At 72.3% G+C, this 19,024-nt stretch carries 17 protein-coding genes and 1 pseudogene; 9 read left to right on the plus strand and 9 right to left on the minus strand.

Going from position 1 to position 19,024, the window contains the following annotated elements:
• Positions 1-10: 10 nt before the first annotated feature.
• From ADK67_RS42270 to ADK67_RS42280, 3 genes are read right to left on the minus strand one after another with little or no spacing between them, the layout of a single operon-like run.
• On the minus strand, positions 11-946 hold the full coding sequence (locus ADK67_RS42270; RefSeq protein ID WP_231648631.1) for a carbohydrate ABC transporter permease: 936 nt from the start codon (positions 944-946) through the stop codon (positions 11-13).
• The gene (locus tag ADK67_RS42275) at positions 943-1,932 is read right to left on the minus strand and encodes an ABC transporter permease (protein WP_053722225.1); all 990 of its coding nucleotides are present in this window, start codon (positions 1,930-1,932) and stop codon (positions 943-945) included. Before ADK67_RS42275 ends, ADK67_RS42270 begins: the two co-directional genes overlap by 4 nt.
• Entirely contained in the window at positions 1,929-4,322 is a 2,394-nt protein-coding gene (locus tag ADK67_RS42280) for a glycoside hydrolase family 3 N-terminal domain-containing protein (RefSeq protein WP_053722300.1), read from the minus strand. The genes ADK67_RS42275 and ADK67_RS42280 overlap by 4 nt, the downstream gene beginning before the upstream one ends.
• Positions 4,323-4,635: 313 nt before the next feature.
• Here ADK67_RS42280 and ADK67_RS42285 point away from each other — a divergent pair, with 313 nt between their 5' ends.
• Complete coding sequence (locus ADK67_RS42285; protein ID WP_053722226.1) at positions 4,636-5,697, plus strand: LacI family DNA-binding transcriptional regulator; 1,062 nt, start codon at positions 4,636-4,638, stop codon at positions 5,695-5,697.
• Positions 5,698-5,700: 3 nt separating this feature from the next.
• Here the strand turns inward: ADK67_RS42285 and ADK67_RS42290 are convergent, their stop codons facing one another.
• The 5 genes and pseudogenes from ADK67_RS42290 to ADK67_RS53140 all read right to left on the minus strand — a co-directional run bounded on the left by ADK67_RS42290 (position 5,701) and on the right by ADK67_RS53140 (position 9,052).
• Positions 5,701-6,660, minus strand: coding sequence for a glutathione S-transferase family protein (locus ADK67_RS42290; protein ID WP_231648640.1), 960 nt, complete (start codon positions 6,658-6,660; stop codon positions 5,701-5,703).
• A 178-nt stretch (positions 6,661-6,838) separates the two neighbouring features.
• Positions 6,839-7,309, minus strand: a complete 471-nt coding sequence (locus tag ADK67_RS42295) for an NPCBM/NEW2 domain-containing protein (RefSeq protein ID WP_053722228.1) — start codon at positions 7,307-7,309, stop codon at positions 6,839-6,841.
• 3 nt (positions 7,310-7,312) lie between these two features.
• Positions 7,313-7,870 carry a glycoside hydrolase family 97 C-terminal domain-containing protein gene (locus ADK67_RS53130; protein WP_231648641.1) on the minus strand — a complete coding sequence of 186 codons (558 nt, stop codon included), beginning with the start codon at positions 7,868-7,870 and terminating at the stop codon, positions 7,313-7,315.
• Positions 7,871-7,924: 54 nt separating this feature from the next.
• A pseudogene (locus ADK67_RS53135) lies at positions 7,925-8,778 on the minus strand (glycoside hydrolase family 97 catalytic domain-containing protein); the annotation flags it as partial.
• A gap of 16 nt (positions 8,779-8,794) precedes the next feature.
• On the minus strand, positions 8,795-9,052 hold the full coding sequence (locus tag ADK67_RS53140; RefSeq protein WP_197289887.1) for a glycoside hydrolase family 97 N-terminal domain-containing protein: 258 nt from the start codon (positions 9,050-9,052) through the stop codon (positions 8,795-8,797).
• Between the two features lie 211 nt (positions 9,053-9,263).
• Here ADK67_RS53140 and ADK67_RS42315 point away from each other — a divergent pair, with 211 nt between their 5' ends.
• Both ADK67_RS42315 and ADK67_RS42320 read left to right on the plus strand, forming a co-directional pair.
• Positions 9,264-10,430 (plus strand): AI-2E family transporter, encoded by a 1,167-nt coding sequence (locus ADK67_RS42315; RefSeq protein ID WP_053722232.1) that lies wholly within the window; start codon positions 9,264-9,266, stop codon positions 10,428-10,430.
• 103 nt (positions 10,431-10,533) lie between these two features.
• A complete protein-coding gene (locus ADK67_RS42320; RefSeq protein ID WP_053722233.1) occupies positions 10,534-11,007 on the plus strand; it encodes a winged helix-turn-helix transcriptional regulator in 474 nt (157 codons plus the stop codon).
• Here ADK67_RS42320 and ADK67_RS42325 read toward each other — a convergent pair.
• Positions 10,958-11,332 carry a DUF4345 domain-containing protein gene (locus ADK67_RS42325; protein ID WP_053722234.1) on the minus strand — a complete coding sequence of 125 codons (375 nt, stop codon included), beginning with the start codon at positions 11,330-11,332 and terminating at the stop codon, positions 10,958-10,960. The two genes, ADK67_RS42320 and ADK67_RS42325, sit on opposite strands and share 50 nt — an antisense overlap.
• Positions 11,333-11,618: 286 nt before the next feature.
• On the opposite strand from ADK67_RS42325, the gene ADK67_RS42330 reads away from it, so the two are divergent.
• The 6 genes from ADK67_RS42330 to ADK67_RS42355 all read left to right on the plus strand — a co-directional run bounded on the left by ADK67_RS42330 (position 11,619) and on the right by ADK67_RS42355 (position 18,794).
• Positions 11,619-13,892 (plus strand): helix-turn-helix domain-containing protein, encoded by a 2,274-nt coding sequence (locus ADK67_RS42330; RefSeq protein WP_053722301.1) that lies wholly within the window; start codon positions 11,619-11,621, stop codon positions 13,890-13,892.
• A 132-nt stretch (positions 13,893-14,024) separates the two neighbouring features.
• Positions 14,025-15,209 carry a hypothetical protein gene (locus ADK67_RS42335; protein ID WP_053722235.1) on the plus strand — a complete coding sequence of 395 codons (1,185 nt, stop codon included), beginning with the start codon at positions 14,025-14,027 and terminating at the stop codon, positions 15,207-15,209.
• Positions 15,206-15,553, plus strand: coding sequence for a hypothetical protein (locus ADK67_RS42340; protein ID WP_053722236.1), 348 nt, complete (start codon positions 15,206-15,208; stop codon positions 15,551-15,553). The genes ADK67_RS42335 and ADK67_RS42340 overlap by 4 nt, the downstream gene beginning before the upstream one ends.
• Positions 15,550-16,377, plus strand: coding sequence for an ESX secretion-associated protein EspG (locus ADK67_RS42345; RefSeq protein WP_331459409.1), 828 nt, complete (start codon positions 15,550-15,552; stop codon positions 16,375-16,377). Before ADK67_RS42340 ends, ADK67_RS42345 begins: the two co-directional genes overlap by 4 nt.
• Before the next feature lie 231 nt (positions 16,378-16,608).
• A complete protein-coding gene (locus ADK67_RS42350) occupies positions 16,609-17,730 on the plus strand; it encodes a serine hydrolase domain-containing protein (protein ID WP_053722237.1) in 1,122 nt (373 codons plus the stop codon).
• The gene (locus ADK67_RS42355; protein WP_053722303.1) at positions 17,727-18,794 is read left to right on the plus strand and encodes an alpha/beta hydrolase; all 1,068 of its coding nucleotides are present in this window, start codon (positions 17,727-17,729) and stop codon (positions 18,792-18,794) included. Before ADK67_RS42350 ends, ADK67_RS42355 begins: the two co-directional genes overlap by 4 nt.
• Positions 18,795-19,024: the final 230 nt, after the last annotated feature.

Below are 19,024 nucleotides of genomic sequence, written 5' to 3' on the forward strand. Positions count from 1 at the left end.
AGCGGATGCGCTACTGCTTGACCGCGCCGAGCATCACGCCCGACACGAAATAGCGCTGGATGAACGGGTAAACGGCGACGATGGGCAGCACGGTCAGCACCATCGTCACGGCCTTGATGTTCGCGGAGATCGCCACCGCGTTGGTCTCGACGGCGCCGACCGACGTCGCCGAGGTGGCGCCGGCGATCATGTTCCGCAGGTACACGGTGACCGGGAACAGGTCCGACCGGTCGAGGTAGAGGAACGCCTGGAACCACGAGTTCCAGTTCGCCACCGCGTAGAACAGGATCATGGTGGCGAGCACCGCCTTCGACAGCGGCAGCACGATCCGCAGGAGGATGCCGTACGTGTTGAGGCCGTCGATCGCGGCGGCCTCCTCCAGTTCGGCGGGCAGGCTCTCGAAGAACGCCTTCATCACCAGCAGGTTGAAGACGCTGATCGCGTTCGGCAGCACGATCGCCCAGATCGTGTTGGTCATCCCGAGACCGTTGACGAGCACGTAGTTCGGGATCAGGCCGCCGTTGAAGAACATGGTGAACACCGCGATGCCGACGAGCAGGCCGCGGCCCTTGAGCCGGTGCTTCGACAGCACGTACGCGTAGACCGTGGTGAGCACGATCGAGATCGCGGTGGCCGTCACGGTGTAGATCACGGTGTTGAGGTAGCTGTTCCAGAACGCCGGGTCGGACGCGACCAGCTTGTAGGTGTCGAGGTTGAACCCGCGCGGCACCAGGTTGACCTGGCCGGTGCGGATGTAGACCTCGCTGCTGAACGACTGCGCGACGATGTTGACGAACGGGTACAGCGTCACCACGACCACGCCGAGCAGCAGCACGGCGTTGACGACCCGGAAGATCCGGTAGCCGCGGGAGTCGTCCAGCGAGGTGTGCCGGGGCCTGCTGGGCTTGTCGAGCCGGTCCGCGAGGAGTGTCGTGTCGGTGGTCACCACAGGCTCGTCCCCACTGTGCGGCGCGAGATCGCGTTGGCGGACAGGATCAGCGTCAGGCCGATGATCGACTCGAACAGGCCGATCGCGGCGGCGTAGCTGAAGTTGTTGGACACCAGGCCGACCCGGTAGAGGTAGGTCGACACGACGTCCGCGGTGGGATAGGTCAGCGGGTTGTACAGCAGCAGGACCTTCTCGAACCCGACCGCCATGAACGTGCCGATGTTGAGGATCAGCAGCGTGATCATCGTCGGGCGGATGCCGGGCAGCGTCACGTGCCACGTCTGCTGCCAGCGGTTCGCGCCGTCGATCCGGGCCGCCTCGTAGAGCTGCGAGTCGATCGTGGTCAGCGCGGCCAGGTAGAGGATCGTGCCCCAGCCGACGGTCTGCCAGACCTCGGACGAGACGTAGATCGTGCGGAACCAGCTCGGGTCCTGGATGAACGAGACCGCGTCGCCGCCGAGCGCCCGCACGATCTGGTTGACCGAGCCCTCCAGCGACACCAGCTGCATGACCATGCCGGCCACGATCACGATCGACAGGAAGTGCGGCAGGTAGGACACCGTCTGCACGAACCGCTTGAAGTAGCGCGAGCGCACCTCGTTGAGCAGCAGCGCGAGCACGATCGGCAACGGGAAGGTGAAGATCAGCGACAGCGCGCCGAGCGCCATCGTGTTGCCGAACACCTCCCAGAAGTTCGGGTCGTTGATGAACATCTTGACGTAGCGCAGGCCGACCCACGTCTCGCCGTAGATGCTGCCGCCCGGCACGAACTTCCGGAACGCGATCACGTTGCCGAGCATCGGCGCGTAGCGGAAGACCAGGAAGAACAGCAGCGGGACGATGACGAGCGTGTAGAGCTGCCAGTCGCGCTTCCACGCCTTGCGCCACGTGGTCTTGTACCGCGGCGTCTTCGGTGTCCTCGGTGGTTTGTCCGGCCGGTCCGGCGCCGCGTCGGCCGCCGGTTCGCTGATCTGGGTGGTCATGCTCGCTCCACCTCCTCGTGGGTGACCGACACGGCGGTGAGCCAACGCCGCGTGTGGTCGACTTGGCGCAGCGGGCCGACGAGCCTCAGGTCCACCGCTTCGTGCACGTCGGCGCTCGACCGGGACACGCGCAGCTGCACCGCGCCCGGTTCGACCACGCGCTTGCCGTCCAGGCCGGTGAACGACGTGACGTCGGCCGGCACGCGGAACGTGACGCGTGCCGAGGCGCCACCGGCCAACTCCACCCGCGCGTAGCCGATGAGCCGCACGACCGGGCGGGTCACCTGCGCGACGGGGTCGTGCAGGTACAGCTGCACCACGTCCGCGCCGTGGCGTGCGCCGGGGTTGCGCACGTCGAGTTCGACGGCGACCTCGCCGTCGGTGGTCCACGGCTCGTCACCGGAGACCACGCGGACGGACGACCAGGTGAACGTGTCGTAGCCGAGGCCGTGGCCGAACGGGAAGGCGTGCGTCGGGTCGACGTTGGACACCTCGGTGCGGCGGCCGAGCGGCGCGGAGAGGTAGGTGCCGGGCTGGCCGGACGGGTCGTTCGGGATGCCGACGGGCAGCCGGCCGGACGGCGCGACCACGCCGGTCAGCACGTCCGCGAGGGCCCGGCCGCCGAGCTGCCCGGGGAAGAAGGCCTGCACGACCGCCGCCGCGCCGTCGGCCAGGTCGCCGATGGCGTACGGCCGTCCGGTGATCAGCAGCAGCACGACCGGCGTGCCGGTGGCGAGGACGGCGCGGACCAGGTCGGCCTGCGCGCCGGGCAGCCTCAGGTCGGTCGCGTCGCACCCCTCGCCCGACGTGCCGCGGCCGAACAGGCCCGCCAGGTCGCCGACGGCGACGACGCACACGTCCGCGTCCCGTGCCGCCGCCACCGCGGCCTCGACGTCGTCGGCGTCGGGTTCGGCGGAGACCTCGCAGCCCTTCGCGTGGGTGACCTCGCCGCCCACCGCGTCGCGCAGCGCGGAGAGCACGGTCGGGATCTCCAGGCCGAGCCCGGAATCCGGGTGGTGCACGCCGATGTGCGCGGGGAACGAGTAGCAGCCCAGCATCGCCATCGGGTCGTCGGCGAGCGGGCCCACCACGGCGAGCCGCACGTCCGGCCGCAGCGGCAGGACGCCGTCGTTGGCCAGCAGCACGACGGACTCCCGGGCGAGGCGGAGCGCGACGTCCTGCGCCTCGGGGGAGTCGAACCGCAGCTCGTCCACGTTCTCGGGCAGGGGCGACCAGTCCGGGTCGAGCAGGCCGAGCTCGACCTTCTGGCGCAGCACCCGGCGCAACGCCCGGTCGACCAGGTCCTCGTCCACGTCGCCGCGCTCGATCGCGTCGCGCAGCGGCGCGCCGTAGCAGCGCACGGTCGGCAGCTCGACGTCCACGCCCGCGGCGAGGGCCAGGCCGGCGGCGTGCGCCTCGTCCTCGGCCACGCCGTGCAGGGTCTGCAGGAACTTGATCGCGAAGTAGTCGGCGACCACCGTGCCGTCGAAGCCCCAGGTGTCGCGCAGCAGCGTGGTGAGCAGCCCGGCGTCGGCCGCGGACGGCACGCCGTCGATCTCGGTGTAGGACTGCATGACCGACCGCACGCCGCCGTCGCGCACCGCCATCTCGAACGGCGGCAGGATCACGTCGGCGAACTCGCGCGGGCCGATGGCCACCGGCGCGAGGTTGCGCCCGGCGCGGGAGGCGGAGTAGCCGGCGAAGTGCTTGAGGGTGGCGACGACCCCGGACCGCTCCAGGCCGCGCACGTACGCCGTGGCCACCGTGCCGACGAGGTACGGGTCTTCGCCGATGGTCTCCTCGGTGCGGCCCCAGCGGTAGTCGCGGGTGACGTCCAGGACCGGCGCCAACCCCTGGTGCACGCCCGCCGCGCGCATCGAGGCGCCGATCAGGCCGGACATCTCGGCCACCAGGTCGGGGTCGAACGACGCGCCCCAGGAGAGCGGCGCCGGGTAGGCGGTCGCCTGCCACGCGGCGAAACCGGTGAGGCACTCCTCGTGCACCAGCGCCGGGATGCCGAACCGGTTGGCGTCGGCGACCTGCCGCTGCGACGCGGCGAGCGACCGGGCGCCCGCCACCGGCGCGACCGGCCGGGTGCCGAACGGGCGGGTGAGCTGACCGAGGCCGGACGCGATGACGTCCGTCCAGACCACCGGCTCGCTGGTCATGTCGTGCTGGTGCGGTGCGACACCGGCGCCGGAGGGGTCCGCGCCGACCCAGACACCGACGAGCTGGGCCAGCTTCTCGTCGAGGGTCATGGCGTCGACGAGCGCGTCGACCCGTTCGGCGACGGGCCGGGAGGTGTCCCGCCACGTCGCGCTCGGCCGGTCGGCGGCAGTCGGGACGGCGTCGCCTGCCGGCGTCGTCGCGACCTCCGTCGTCCTGTTCATCATCGACCAGGTACCCCCGCTCACGTCCTCATGAAGACCGAAACTATCGAAGTACTTTCCGACACGCCGATCTGGTGGGGAGACCGTAGGAGGATCTCCTCAAGACGTCAACAGTCCGTGTCCTTCCTGTGTCTTCGCAGTTCACAGGTATGAACAGCCACCGAAAAAGGGCTCTCTTACTGGACCGATTACGTCAAAGATCTACGCCGATAGCTGTCATGCTGGTGATCGGAAGGTCGAACCTTTACGCTCGGCCGTCGAAACTTTAGATCCGGTGTGCGGTGCGCGGACCGTGATGCGGACAGGGGGCAGCATGAGTTCGTCGACCGAGCGGGAGGCCGCCGGCGCCGTGCCGGAGAAAGCCGTGAAGGGCGCGGCGTCGATCTCGTCGATCGCGGCCGAGGCGGGGGTGTCCATCCCGACCGTTTCGAAGGTGCTCAACGGACGGCCGGACGTCGCGCCGGACACGCGCGCCCGCGTGGAGAGCATCATCGAGCAGCACCGGTACCGACGACGGCGGGCCCGCCAGTCGTCCCGGCCGGCGCTGATCGACCTCGTGTTCCACGAGATGCACTCGGCGTGGTCGACCGAGATCATCCGCGGCGTGGAACTGGCCGCGGCGAACGAGCGCGCCGCCGTGGTGCTGTCCGAGCTGGGCGGCGAGCACCGGCCGCGCCGCGAGTGGTTCGACGACCTGCTGGCCCGCCGGCCGCTCGGCGTGATCCTGGTGCTGGCGGGCTTGGACGACGAGCAGCGCCGTCAGCTCGCCACCCGCAACATCCCGTTCGTCTTCGTGGACACCGCGGGCGAGCCGCCGCCCGGCGTGCCGACGGTGGGCTCGGCGAACTGGGCCGGTGGCCTGGCCGCGACCCGGCACCTGCTCGGGCTCGGCCACCGCCGGATCGCGGTCATCTCCGGGCCGACGACCATGCTGTGCAGCCGGGCCCGGGTCGACGGCTACCGCAGCGCGCTGGAGGACGCGGACGTCGTCGTGGACCCGGACTTCGTGCGTTACGGCGACTTCTACGTCCAGGGCGGCTACGGGCACGGCCTGGAACTGCTCAGCAGGCCCGACCCGCCGACCGCGATCTTCGCCGGCTCCGACTTCCAGGCGCTGGGCGTGATGCGGGCGGCACGGGAACTCGGCCTGACCGTGCCGGACGACCTGTCGATCGTCGGCTACGACGACCTCTCGGTCACCGAGTGGATAGGGCCCCCGCTGACCACCGTGCGGCAGCCGTTGCGCGAGATGGCCACCACGGCCGCGCACATGGTGTTCAGCTTGGCGCGCGGCGAACGGCCGCCGAACGAGCGCATAGACCTCGCCACGGAACTCGTCGTGCGGGAGAGCACCTGCCCGCCGCGGGCGCGGTGACGGCTAGCGCAGCGGGGTGTGCGCCGGGTCGACCCGTTCGCCGTCGCGGACGGGGCCCGGCGGCGTGCCGTCGCCGAAGGGCCGCCCGCCGAGCGCTTCGCGGCCGTGCGGCGTGACCCAGCCGGACAGGTCCGGCCCGGCGGGCACGATGCCGCTCGGGTTGATGTCCTTGTGCACGACGTAGTAGTGCCGCTTGATCTGGGCGAAGTCGACGGTGTCGCCGAAGCCGGGCGTCTGGAACAGGTCGCGGGCGTAGGCCCACAGCGCCGGCATCTCGGCCAGCTTGTTCCGGTTGCACTTGAAGTGGCCGTGGTAGACGGCGTCGAAGCGGGCGAGCGTGGTGAACAGGCGGACGTCGGCTTCGGTGATCGTGTCGCCGACGAGGTAGCGCCGGTCGCGCAGGCGTTCCTCCAGCCAGTCCAGGGCGGTCCACAGGCGGGTGTAGGCGTCGTCGTACGCCTCCTGCGTGCCCGCGAACCCGCACCGGTAGACGCCGTTGTTGACCTCGGTGAAGACGCGCTGGTTGACGGCGTCGATCTCGTCGCGGTGCTCGTCGGGCAGCAGGTCCGGCGCGCCGTCGCGGTGGTGCTCCCGCCACTCGGTGGACAGGTCGAGCGTGATCTGCGCGAAGTCGTTGGTCACCACGGCGCCGGTCGTCGTGTCGACGATGGCCGGCACCGTGATCCCGCGCGGGTAGTCGGGGTCGCGCTTGAAGTACGCCTCCTGCAACCGCTCGATCCCCAACACGGGATCCCGCCCACCGGGATCGAGGTCGAACGTCCACGACCGCTCGTCGTGCGTGGGCCCGGGCAACCCCAGCGAGAGCGCGTCCTCCAACCCCAACAACCGCCGCACGATGATCGACCGGTTCGCCCAGGGACAAGCCCGCGCCGCCACCAACCGGTACCGCCCGGCCACCACCGGAAACCCGTCCCGCCCGTCCGCGGTGACCCGCGTCGCGATGTACCGCGTGTCGCGGGTGTACTCCTTCCCCTTGACGGAGTACGTCCCACCACGCCGGTGCTCGGCCTGCCCACCGCCCGCCGAAGTCTCACTCACCTTCCCGAGCCTACGTCCCCACCCCGCCCCCGTCTTGTCGCGCAGGGGGAGGGGTGCCGTACCGGCTTGGCCACACTGCTCCTCACGCGCAGACCAGGCGGGCGTCGGCCCAGTCGGCGTGGTCGAAGTTGCGGTCGTCGCCGCCGTCCGTCACGCGGAGGCTCAGCAGCCGCACGCCGGCGATGTCGACGGTGATCGGAACGGCCTGGTCGCCGTCCCGCAGCACGCCGCTGTCGTACAGCAGCCGGTCGTCGCCGAAGACCCGGAACGCCACCGAGCCCGGCGACGTCGTCTCGTCGTCCAAGCCGACCGTCGCGGTGAACGCCCGGCACGCGCCGCCCAGGTAGACGGACAGCTCGGACGGCGCGTGCACGCCGACGCCCTTCTCATACACGACACCGCCGATGGTCAACGGGTTGCCGTCACCGCCCGCGTTCAAGCCGTTGGACCGGTCCCGCTCGACCGGCCCCCAGCCGTTGCTCTCGCTCATGAACGGCAGGTCGCTGACGTACGGCTCACCGGTGGGCGCGGGCGGCGGCACGAAGGCGCGCACCGCCTACTCCACGTGCACCCGAGCGTGGCCCGGCGCCCGGAACTCCGCGAACACCGGCACGTCCACCGGGCCGACGGGGCTGCCGTCACCCACCCGCACGGTCCACCGGCCGGTCAACGTCTCGCCCGGCCGCAGGGCGCGTCGCCCGACCGGCGCACCGGTCACCGTCCAACCCTTCGCCGCGTCCACGACACCCGACGGGGTGCCCGCGAGCGTGGTCGCGGGCACCGGCACCACCGGTCGTTCGCACGTCAGCATCCCCGGCAGGTACGGGCAGATCACCGCCGCGAACCCGCCGTCGCGCCGCACCGCGACCTCCAGCGCCGCCGACGACCGCACGATCCGGGCGTCCCGCCGCACGTCACCGCGCCCCACGCCGTCGCGCACCACCTCGACCAGCCACTGCCCGCCGCCCAGGAAGCCCAGCGGCGCCCGCAACGTCCGCGGGTCACCGGCCGCCACCGCGCCGACGAACCACCGGTCGCCGGAACGCCGCGCCACCACCGCGTGATCGGACGGGTCGCCGCCCAGCACGCGGGTCTCGTCCCACGCCGTCGGCACCTGGTTCAGGTACCGCAACGCCTCCGGGAACCGCTCGTACGCCTCCGGCCTGTCGGCGAAGTGCGTCCACCCCGACTCGTACAGCACCGGCAGCGCCACCTCGTGCGCGACCGACGCCTCCTTGGTCCCGACCTCCAACGACACCGGCGTGTAGTCCATCGACCCGACCACGTTCCGGGTGAAGAACTGCACCGGGTTGTTCGCCGCCGGCGGGAAGTTCTCCGCGCCGCGCACGGCCTCCATCGTCAGCACGTCCGGGCCAGGCCGTGCGGGATGGTCGAGCCGTGGGCGTTCACCATCAGCCGCAGCTCGGCGGTCTTCGCCAGCACCGCGTCGTACCACTGGTAGCGGGCCCGCGAGTCGGACTCCATGAAGTCCAGCTTCACGCCGCGCACACCCCACTGGCGCACGCTGGGCAGCACGGTGTCGCGCTCGGCCTGCGTGTCCAGCGCCGACCAGTGGAACCACAGCAGCACCTCGACACCCCGCGCGCGGGCGTACCGGACCAGCTCCGGCACCCACGTGTCGCGCCACCCCTCGTCCACGAGCACGTACTCCCAGCCGTTGCGGGCGGCGAAGTCCACGTACCGCTTCTGCCGCTCGAAGTCGCCGGGGCCGGCGTGCTCGCTCAGCCACGACCACGCGACCTTGCCCGGCCGCCCCCAGGACGTGTCGGCGACCTTGGCGGGGGACGCGAGGTCGTCCACCAGGGTCGACTCGCCGACGGTCGCCAACGAGCCGACGATCGCGGTGCGCCACGGCGTGCGCGACACGTCCGCGACCTGCTCGTCCGCGAGCACGACCCCGTAGTCGGTCGACCCGGCGGCGTGCCGCAGCCTGCTCCCCGAATACTGGCCGTCCACATCGGACTCGGTGAGCAGCGCGTAGTCCTCGCCGACCCGGAACAGCGACGGGTAGCCGTACTCACCCTCCGCCCGCGCCGGCGAACGTCAGCGTGCTCTCGGTCATCCGGCTCTGCCGCTGGAGCCGCTTGCCGGTGGTCATCGCGTACCGCTCGGTCACGACCCGGTCCGCGCGGTCGACCGCCCGCAGGTCCCTGGTCAGGTCGGCTCCGGTGGTGCGCAAGCCGATCGGCGACGGCGCCAGCACCGTGCGGCCGTGCCGTGAGACGGCGAACAGGGCCACGAGCCGCACCGCCAGGACGCGGCGAAGTGATGACATCGTTGTCAACTCCCGTTGCCGGTCGCGCCGGATGATGTTGAACCGCCATCGTCAGCGCCCGTGCGGCGACGGGTCAAGGTCGTCGACCGGACAGGTTTTGTCCTGGTGCGGGCCTTGACACGGGGTGGGGCGGCACGATCGGCGCGGCCGGCTCTGGCAGGCTGCCGCACAGGCGCCGCAGGGCGCGACGCGGTGGAGGGGATGGGAAGACGTGAGCGCTGAAGACCGCCGCTGGACCGATCGCGGTCAGGCGATCGGGCACGGGGTGACCTGGCTGGCGCGGTGGAGCACCCGCCTGGCGCTGGTCGCGATCGGCTTCTGGCTGCTGTGGACGCTGATCGGCAGGCTCTGGGTCGTCGTGATGCCGGTCCTGCTGGGCCTGCTGATCACGACCGTGCTGTGGCCGCCCGCCCGGTGGCTGCGCTCGCGCGGCGTGCCCGGCGCGCTGGCCGCGACGATCGTGCTGCTCGCCGGGCTGATCGTGCTCGGCGGCGTGCTGGCGCTCATCTCGACGTCGATCGCGTCCGGCGTGCCCGAGATCGCCGACAGCGCGACCCGCGCCCTGCAACAGGCCCTCGACTGGGCGGCGGGCCCGCCGCTGAACATCGGCGAGGGCCAGCTCGACCAGCTGCTGCAGCAGGGCATCGACCAGTTGCGGTCCAGCGTCGGGTCCATCGCGGACAGCCTGCTCACCGGTGTCGGCACGGTGACCTCCGGCGTGGTCACCGGCATCGTCGCGCTGCTGCTGGCGTTCCTGTTCGTCAAGGACGGGCCGCGGTTCACGCCGTGGGTGCGCGGCGTGATCGGCGAGCGCGCCGGCCGACACGTGACGATCGTGCTGGAGCGGGTCTGGACGACGTTGGGCGACTTCATCCGCACCCAGGCGATCGTGAGCCTGGTGGACGCGGTGTTGATCGGCCTCGGCCTGGTGGTGCTCGGCGTGCCGCTGGCCGTGCCGTTGGCGGCGTTGACGTTCCTCGGTGGTTTCGTGCCGATCGTCGGCGCGTTCATCGCGGGCGCCCTGGCCGTCCTGGTCGCGTTGGTCAGCAACGGCCCGACGACCGCGCTGATCATGCTGGTGATCGTCGTGGTGGTGCAGCAGGTGGAGGGCAACGTGCTCCAGCCGGTGCTCCAGTCGCGGAGCCTGCGCCTGCACGCGGCCGTCGTCCTGCTCGCCGTGACGGCGGGCAGCACCCTCTACGGCATCGCGGGCGCGTTCCTCGCCGTGCCGGTCGTGGCCGCGATGGCGGTCGTGCTGCGGTACCTGGGCGAAGTCATCGACCAGCGGTCCTCGCCGCAGCCCGCCGTGCCGGACCGACCGGACGAACCGGACCGCGTGCCGGACGTCGAACCACCGCGCCCGGCGGACGGCGCCTGAGCGCGAGGCGTGCCGCGGCGCCGAACGCGCCGCGGCACGCTCGGCGCCGATTTCCTCGCCCACGACCGGTTTTCCTGACGAAAACCGCGGTTATCATGCGCGGATGCTCCGACGCACATACGACGACCAGGTCTGCTCCGTCGCACGCACGCTCGAGGTCGTCGGCGAGCGCTGGACGCTGTTGATCGTCCGGGACGCGCTGTCGGGCGTCACCCGGTTCGACGGGTTCCTGCACCGCATGCCCATCGCGCGCAACGTGCTCAGCGACCGCCTCAACGGCCTGGTCGAGCACGGCGTGCTGGAACGCGTGCGGTACCAGGACCGGCCGCCGCGCCACGAGTACCGGCTCACGGACCGGGGACGTGAGCTGACGCCGGTGGTCCTGTCGCTCATGGCGTGGGGCGACCGCCACCTGCCCACGCCGACCGGTCCGCCCGCCGTCGCCGAGCACGAAGGCTGCGGCGGCGCCGTCCACACGCGAATGATCTGCGACTGCTGCGAGCGGCAGGTCGACCCCGACGTGGTGATCAGGCGGCCAAGCGGCGCTGCCACAGCACCAGGACCGGCGGCACGATGAGCTCGATCGCCAACAGGACCAGCATCAACGCGTGCGGCTGACCGACCGCCAGCCACGACGCGATCCGCGCCAGCCCGCCGACGAACACGGCCGCGCTGACGAAACGCAGCACCGTGGTGGCTTCCCGGACGCGCGGCACCACCGACAGCAGCGCCACCCCGATGGCCAGCCACATCGCGGCGAAGAACCGGTAGTTGCTGTCCAGCGTCGGCTCCGGCCGCGGGCTGCCCGGCAGCAGCACGGACGGGCCCAGCACGACCTCCAGCAACCCGGTGCCCGCGACGAACAGCCCGAGCAGCACCAGCACCACTTGGAACGCCTTCATCCCGACCCCCGTCGTCCCGTGCGCGTCAGCCCGCCGTCGATCCGCCGAACCCCGCGGACGCCGTGCGGCGACAGGAGATCCGCGCGTCGACGATCAAGCTCCCCGGCGTGACGGTACCACCGGGTAACTTAGTGGGCCGGTCGTGTCGATCAGTGGCGCGGAGTGACGATCCGGTGCCGCCGCGGGTGCGGCCGGTGTCTAGGATTCGGTCCGCCGAGGCGTGGACCGACGATGTCCGGTTGATGACGGGGTGTGCACTCGGCGTGCGTGACGGTGGGGGTTGGGTGTGACGAGCCGGTTCGGCGCCCTGCTGCGGCGATGGCGGCAGCGGGCCGGGTTGAGCCAGGAGAGCCTGGCCGAGCGCGCCGGGCTCGGTGTCCGCACCGTCCGCGGCCTGGAGACCGGACAACGCGGCAACCCCCAGGTGCGCACCGTGCGGTTGCTGGCCGACGCGCTGGGCCTGGACGCCGCCGAGCGCGCCGAGCTGCTCACCGCCGCCGGCCACCCCGAGCCCGCCGCCCCGGACGAGGACGTGCCCGTGCGGGTCGGTGGGACGCGCCCACCGCCCGCGCCCGTCCTCGGCGCCGATCCGCTGGTCGAGGCGGCGGACGCGCTCGCGTACGCGGTGCACGCCCGGTGGCGCCGCGAGGAGGAGCAGCAGCAGGTGCACGACCCCGTGCCGCTGCCGGTCCGCTGGCGACCGGCGCCCGACGAGCTGCGGGACAGCTGGGCCAACATCCGGCAGGCGAAGCCGGGCCAGACGTCCCAGCCGCTCGACCTCTCCGGGCGGCTCGACCAGGTCGTGGAGGTCTACCGGCGGATCCCGTCGTCCCGGCTGATCGTGCTCGGGCGCGCCGGCGCGGGCAAGACGATCCTCACCACCCGGTTCGTGCTCGACCTGCTGGCCACCCGCGCGCCGGCCGACCCGGTGCCGGTGATCTTCGGCCTCGGCTCGTGGAACCCGGTCCGCACCGACCTGCGGGACTGGCTCGCCGAACAGCTGGTGCGCGACCACCCCGGCCTCGCCGCTCCCGGTCCCGGCGGGTCGACGCTGGCCGGCGCCCTGGTCGACGCCCACCGCGTGCTGCCCGTGCTCGACGGGTTCGACGAGGTGGCGGGCGGCTTGCACCGGGCGGCGCTGGCCGCGTTGAACGCCACCACCCTGCCGCTGCTGCTGACCAGCCGGGTGGACGAGTACCGGGCGGCGGTGCGGGCCACCGGCGTGCTCCGGGCCGCCGGCGCGGTGGAGCTGGTCGACCTGTCCGCGGCCGACGTCGCCGACTACCTGCCGCGCACCACCGGCACGACCGAGCACGCCGGCAACGTCTGGCAACCCGTGCTGGACCACGTGCGGGAACACCCGGACGGCGCCCTCGCGGCCGTGCTGACCACGCCGCTGATGGTGGCGCTGGCGCGCCGGATCTACAGCGACACCCCCGGCCACGACCCGGCGGAACTGGTCGACGCGGACCGGTTCGCCGACCGCGACGCGATCGAACGGCACCTGCTCGGCGGTTTCGTGCCGGCCGTCTACCAGGAACGACGCGGCGGCCGGGCCTACGACGCCGAGCACGTCCGGCGGTGGCTCGGCCACCTCGCCGACCACCTGAGCAGGCTCGGCACGCACGACCTGGCCTGGTGGCAGCTCGGCACCTCGCTGCACCGGCGCTCCAGGGCGCTGGTGGTCGCGCTCTTCGTGTTCGCCGGGGTGTGGCTGGGTGACGTGGTGCTCGAGGGTTCCCTGATCGGGGCCGTGTCCGGGGAACTGGTGGGCCTCGGCGCCGTGGTCGCGCTGCTCGCCGGCGTGCCGTTCGGGTTCGTGCACGGGCACCTGGCGCGCGTCCAACCGCTCGAACCGATCCGGTTCCGGCTGCGGCTGCGAGTGGGTCCGGGGGCGAAGTGGCGGCGCGTGCGGATCCGGGCCCGGATGGGCCTGCTGTTCGGCGCGCTGGTCGGCTGCTCCTACGGGGTGCTGATGTTCCTGGTGAAGTGGCTGTTCGGGACCGGCAGGGTCACGCCGGCGATGCTGCTCGTCGACGCCGGCGTGTTCACCGTGGTGTTCGCGTCCGGCGCGGCGCTCGCCTTCGGGCTGATCGCCGCGGGCGAGTCGCCGCAGGACATCCGTTCGGCCGCGAGCCCCGCCGGCCTGCTCGGCGCGAACCGGAGGACCGTGCTCGGCCAGCTGGCGCTGTTCGGGCCGCTGTTCGCGGTGTTCTTCTCGGCCACGACCTGGCTCATCGCGCGCACGTTGATGTCGCTGCCGGGCGGTGGGCCGTTCGAGGTCGTGATCGCCTGGCCCGCTTTCGCGGGACTGGTGCTCGGCCTCGTCGGCGGCTTCGGCGGCGGGTTCGGCTACGCGATCAGCATGACCGCGTGGGGCCAGTGGGTCGTGTTCGCCCGGTTCTGGCTGCCGCTGACCGGCCGATTGCCCTGGGCCGTGCACGCGTTCCTCGATGACGCCTATCGGCGGGGTGTGCTGCGCCGGGCGGGCGCGGTCTACCAGTTCCGCCACGCCCGCCTCCAAGATCACCTGACCGAGGCGTACCGCGCTCTCCCGTGACCTCTTGACGGCCTTTCTACGCAGGTCAGGGCCACCGGCCATAGATGGCCGCCCCACGACCTGTCGGTGGCCTCCCCGTTGTCGTGAGCATGGACGGCGTCGGGGAGGCCGGCCGGGGGAGGGGGATGGCGGATGTCCGAGGAGGAACCGGCGCCGACGACGGGCGCGGTGAACTGGGAGGCGTACAGCCACGAAGAGCTGTACCGGATGCTGTGGCAGGACGCGGACGTCGCGGACGTCAGCGTGATCGCCACCGAGTGGGCGCAGCACCGCGCCGCGCTGGACGCGCACGCCCAAGTGCTGAGGGAGCAGCGGGTGGCGCTGCTCGACGGCTGGCACGGCACGGCGGCGGAGGAAGCGGCCGACCGGCTGACCGCGCTGACCGCCCGGGTGGAGAAGATCAGCGAACTGGCGCACGCGGGGCAGGTCGCGGCGCAGGAGGCGGCCGACGCGCTGGCCAGGGCGAGAGCCATGATGCCGCCACCGCCCGCCGCGCCCGCCGACCCGTCGGCCGGTGACCTGTCGGCTGGTGGTCAGTCGGCCGGTCACGGGACCACCTCGCGGTCGTCGTTCGCCATGGCGTTCCCGGAGTTCACGCCGCCGACCATGCCGACCGCACCGCCCATCCCGTCCATCCCGTCCTTCACCTCGTCCGTGCCGAACTTCGCCGCGATGTACTCCCCGACCGGGAACACCACGGCCTCCGGCATGGGTGCCGCGTTCGGCGCGGTGGGTGGCGCCGGGTTCAGCTTCTACTTCGGCGCGTCCTCCTTGGACCAGCAGAAGGCCGACGCGGTGCGCGCCATGCAGGCCTACGAGTCGAGCCTCGTGGGCGGCAGCAAGCTCATCGACGGGGCACGGGGCGCGATCCCGTCGGCGTCCCACACCGGCGCGACCGGGCCGTCGGCCGGAGGGGTGCCGGGCGGCCTGACGACGGGCCCGCGTGACGGCGGCGTGCCGTGGACCCGTCTGCTCTGCGGTGGTGGCGCGGGCAGAGCGGTGGGTGCGGGCGTGGGTTCGGCGGTCGGCGGTTCCGCGCCGTCCACCGGTCAGGGCGTGCAATTAGGCCCCGGCGGTCGGGTGGGTGTGGTGGCGGGCGGGCCCGGCGCGTTCGGCCTGCCGGTCGGACCGCTCGCCGGCGACGCCGCGCGGGGCACGACCCCAGCGGCGATGGCCGCGCCGATCGGCAGCCGTGCGAACGGCACTGACGACGAGCCGCACGAGAACCGGATGCCGTCCGTCAACCACGGGCTGTTCAAGGTGGACGCGCCGGCCGGCCCGGCGGTCATCGGCGAGACGACGGGAGCACAGCCGTGAACGCGGGTCAGGGCTACCAGGTCGAACTCGACCTGATCGAGGACCGGATCGCCGCGCTGACCAGGTTGGGCGACCTGACCGGCGACCTGGTGACGGCCGTGAGCCGGCTCGCCGAACGGCAACCGATGCTCGGCACCGCGCCACCCGCGGTGGAGCTGGCGTCACGGCTGCGCGCGGCGGCGGGGGAGTCCGGCCTGGCCGGCGAGGTGAGTGCCGCGCAACGCGAGGTGGTGGCGTTCCGCCGGCTGCTGTCCGACGCCAGAACCGCCTACACCGAGGTGGACGCCGCCGCCGCATCCGCCGTGCGCGCCGCGGGCGAGCTGTCAGACGGGCCTACCAAGTGACCGCGACCGGGCACGGTGGCGAACTGACCGCCGCGATCGAGCACGACGCCGTTTTCGAGCCCGCCGAACTGGACCTGCTCGCCACCTACGCCGGCGCCGCCTTCCCGTTCCCGCTCAGGGTGCCGTCCGTCGGCCGGTTCGCCCACGAGCGCGACGAGCTGCTCGCCGACGCCGCGCACGCCCTGCGCGCCCGCGGCCTCGCCACCGAATCCGAACCGATCGGCGTCGCGGCCGAGCTGGTCACCGCGTTGCGCGAGCACCGGGGCGCGGTCGACCTCGTGGTGATCGGCACGGAGGAGGCCACCGGCGCGGTGGCCATGGTCTACCGGGACCGGGCGGTGGTGTGCCGCCAGTCGCTGCACGGCGAGCGGGGGAACGCGGTCCGCGTGACGGCGGTGCCCGCCACCCGGCTGGCCGACGCGCTCGCCGGCCTGATCCCCGAGGTGCGGGCGGCGTCGACCCTGCCGATCACGTTGCCGCCCGGCGTGGTCGAGGGCGCGTTGCGGGTGTTCGGCGACCCCGAGGGCGACCACGCCGCCCGGCGGCACGTGCGCGACCTGGTCCGTGCCGGCGGCGGTGACGAGTCAGCGGTCGACCGGTTGGTCAACCTGTTCCCCGTGGTGGCGGGCCGGGGCCAGCTCGGCGTCGTCCGCCGGACCGGCAACGCCATCACCCGGCCGCACGAGGTGTCGTGGCTGGACAGCGCGCGCGGCCGGCTCCGGGTCGACCGCGGCGACGCCGGCTGGGTGAGCGTCAACCCGTTGCGGCACAGCGAACTCGTCCGCCGGCTCGGCGAGGCCGCGTCGGTCGCCCGCACCTGGTGACCGGGCCGACCGGCAGGAACACCCAGCAGAGGGAAGGGGAGGACCGTGGATCCAGCGCACTGGCCGGCGGACTACCGGGAACGCCTCGAACGCGCGGCACCCGACGCATGTGCGGCGAACGCGAGCCTGCGCGAGGTAGGTGCGACCGCCACCGCCGGGCTCGACCGGCAGGACCGCCCCACCCGACCACGACGAACCAACCCTGACGACGTCAACCACGGAGGAATTCGCATGATCGGCAAGACCCGACGCCTGGTCACGGGCGTCGGCGGCGCTGTCGTCCTCGCCGTCACCGCCGCGCTCACCACGCCGGCGGCCGCGCTCGCCGCGCAGGACGACCACGCCGCGACCCAGGCCGTCCTCGACCGCTACCAGGCGCAGGCCGGACCGGGCGCGGCCGTCCACGCCGGTGACGACACCGCCGCGTGGACGCTGAGCAGCGGCACCGCCAAGATCGGCCAGAACCGCCCCATCACGTCGACCGAGCACTTCCGCATCGGCAGCCAGACCAAGACGTTCACGGCTGCGGTGGTGCTCCAACTCGTGGACGAGGGCCGCGTCGTGCTGGACGCGCCGATCGGCCAGTACCTGCCCGGCGTGTTCACCGGGAACTACGACGGCGCCGTCATCACGGTCCGCCAGCTCCTCCAGCACACCAGCGGCATGGTCCGGGACATCCGGGACGCCGCACCCAACCCCGACGGCAGCTACGCGCTGACCGAACTGGTCCGGTCCGCGATGGACGAACCCGCCCAGTTCGCGCCCGGTGCGGGCCTCGGGTACTCCAACGTCGGCTTCCTCGTGCTCGGCCTGCTCATCGAACGGGTCACCGGCCGCACGGTCCGCGACGCGATCACCGAACGGGTCATCACGCCGCTCGGGCTGGCGCACACGTCGTTCCCCGCACCGGGCACGCGGGCGCTGGCCGACCCGTACCTGCCCGGTTACGTGGGCGGCAGGCTCGGCCCGTTCTTCTTCTGGACCGAGGGCACCACGAACACCGAGCTGACGTTCTGGAGCACCGCCGGCGCGATGGCGTCCACGTTGGAGGACATGGCCGCGTTCTACGGCGCGCTCCTCGACGGCCGGGTCGTCTCCCCGGCGGCCCTCGCCGAGATGCGCCGGACCGTCGCGCCGGACCACTCGTACGGGCTCGCGCTGTCCAAGGTGAACCTCACGTGCGGCGGTGAGGCGTGGGGCCACAACGGCGCGTTGCCCAACGGCCACTACTCCATCACCCTGACCACCGACGACGGCCGGTTCGCGTCGCTGGTCACCAACGGGAACGTGGTCAGCTCCCGGCTGGTCTCGGTCGAGGTGCTGGACGCGGCGTTGTGCGAGGTGGCGGCGTGATCCGGCGACTGACCGCGCTCGCCGTCGCGGCCGTGCTCGGCCTGCCCGGCGCCGGTGCGACCGCGTCGGCGACGAGCGGGCCGCCGGTGTTCACCGACGGGCACGGGCTGACCGTGGTGAGCCGGCCGGCGTGGGTGGACGAGCACGAGCGGACGTTCGTGTTCACCGTGCGCACGGCCCAGGTGCCGGCGTACTCGGTGATGGAGGGGCAGGTCTCCGGTGAGCACACGATCATGGTGACGCTGCCGGAGGGGTACGACCAGGCCGCCGCCACCCGCTACCCGGTGCAGTACCACCTGCACGGCCACCCGGACCGCCCGAACACCGTCGCGAACCAGCGGATGTTCGAGGAGACCACGGTCGGCGTCCCGCTGATCACGGTGGCGCCCAACGGCTCCGGCCGAGGCTGGTACACGAACTGGCTGTACCCGCCGGCGTCGCTCGGTCCGCAGAACTGGGAGACCTTCCACCTGGACCAGGTGATCCCGTTCGTGGACGGAAACCTGCGCACCATCCCGCGCCGGGACGGTCGGGCGATCTCCGGTCACTCGATGGGAGGGTTCGGCGCGTTCCACTACGCCGAGCACCGACCCGAGCTGTTCGGGTACGTCGGCGCCTTCTCCGGCGGGCTCGACCTGCTCAGCCAGGAGCAGCGGGCGGCGGTCCTCGCGTCCACGCAGCTGCCGGGCAGCGGCACACCGACCGTTCCGGTGGAGTCCGTCTTCGGTGTGCCGATCTGGCCGCTGGACGGCGGGTGGAACCGGGAGAGCCCGGCGCAGCACGTGGGTTCGCTGCGGGGGATGGGCGTCGCGATGTACACGGGGAACGGCGGGGACCTCACCGTGAACCCGGTGCAGGCCGTGATCGAGAACCGGGCTCGGGCGACCAACGTCGTCACGCGGGATCACCTGGTCGCGGCCGGTATCCCGCACACGTTCGTCGACTACGGCGACGGCAACGGCTGGGCGGAGGGCTGCACGGGCAAACACGCCCAACTGCCGTGCCTGCTGGCCGACATGGACCACTTCGTCGACCTGCTGATGGGCAGCCTCACCCACCCCTAGCCCGACCTGTCATCACGCCCTGACCTGCACCTTTGCCGATCACCGGCTCCACGATCGAGTGATCCTGCCGCCGACTTCCAAAAAAGACACCGTTATCAACGACCTGAAACGTCGGTTGAAACAAAGAGGCCCCCGACCAACCGCCCCACCTACCCGAACCACGACCCACCGCGACGGGACGGGGCACGACCGGGCCGCAGGTGCGATACCTGCGGCCCGTCACCGTCACC

The organism is Saccharothrix sp. NRRL B-16348 (assembly GCF_001280085.1).
In the GTDB taxonomy this organism is placed as follows: domain Bacteria; phylum Actinomycetota; class Actinomycetes; order Mycobacteriales; family Pseudonocardiaceae; genus Actinosynnema.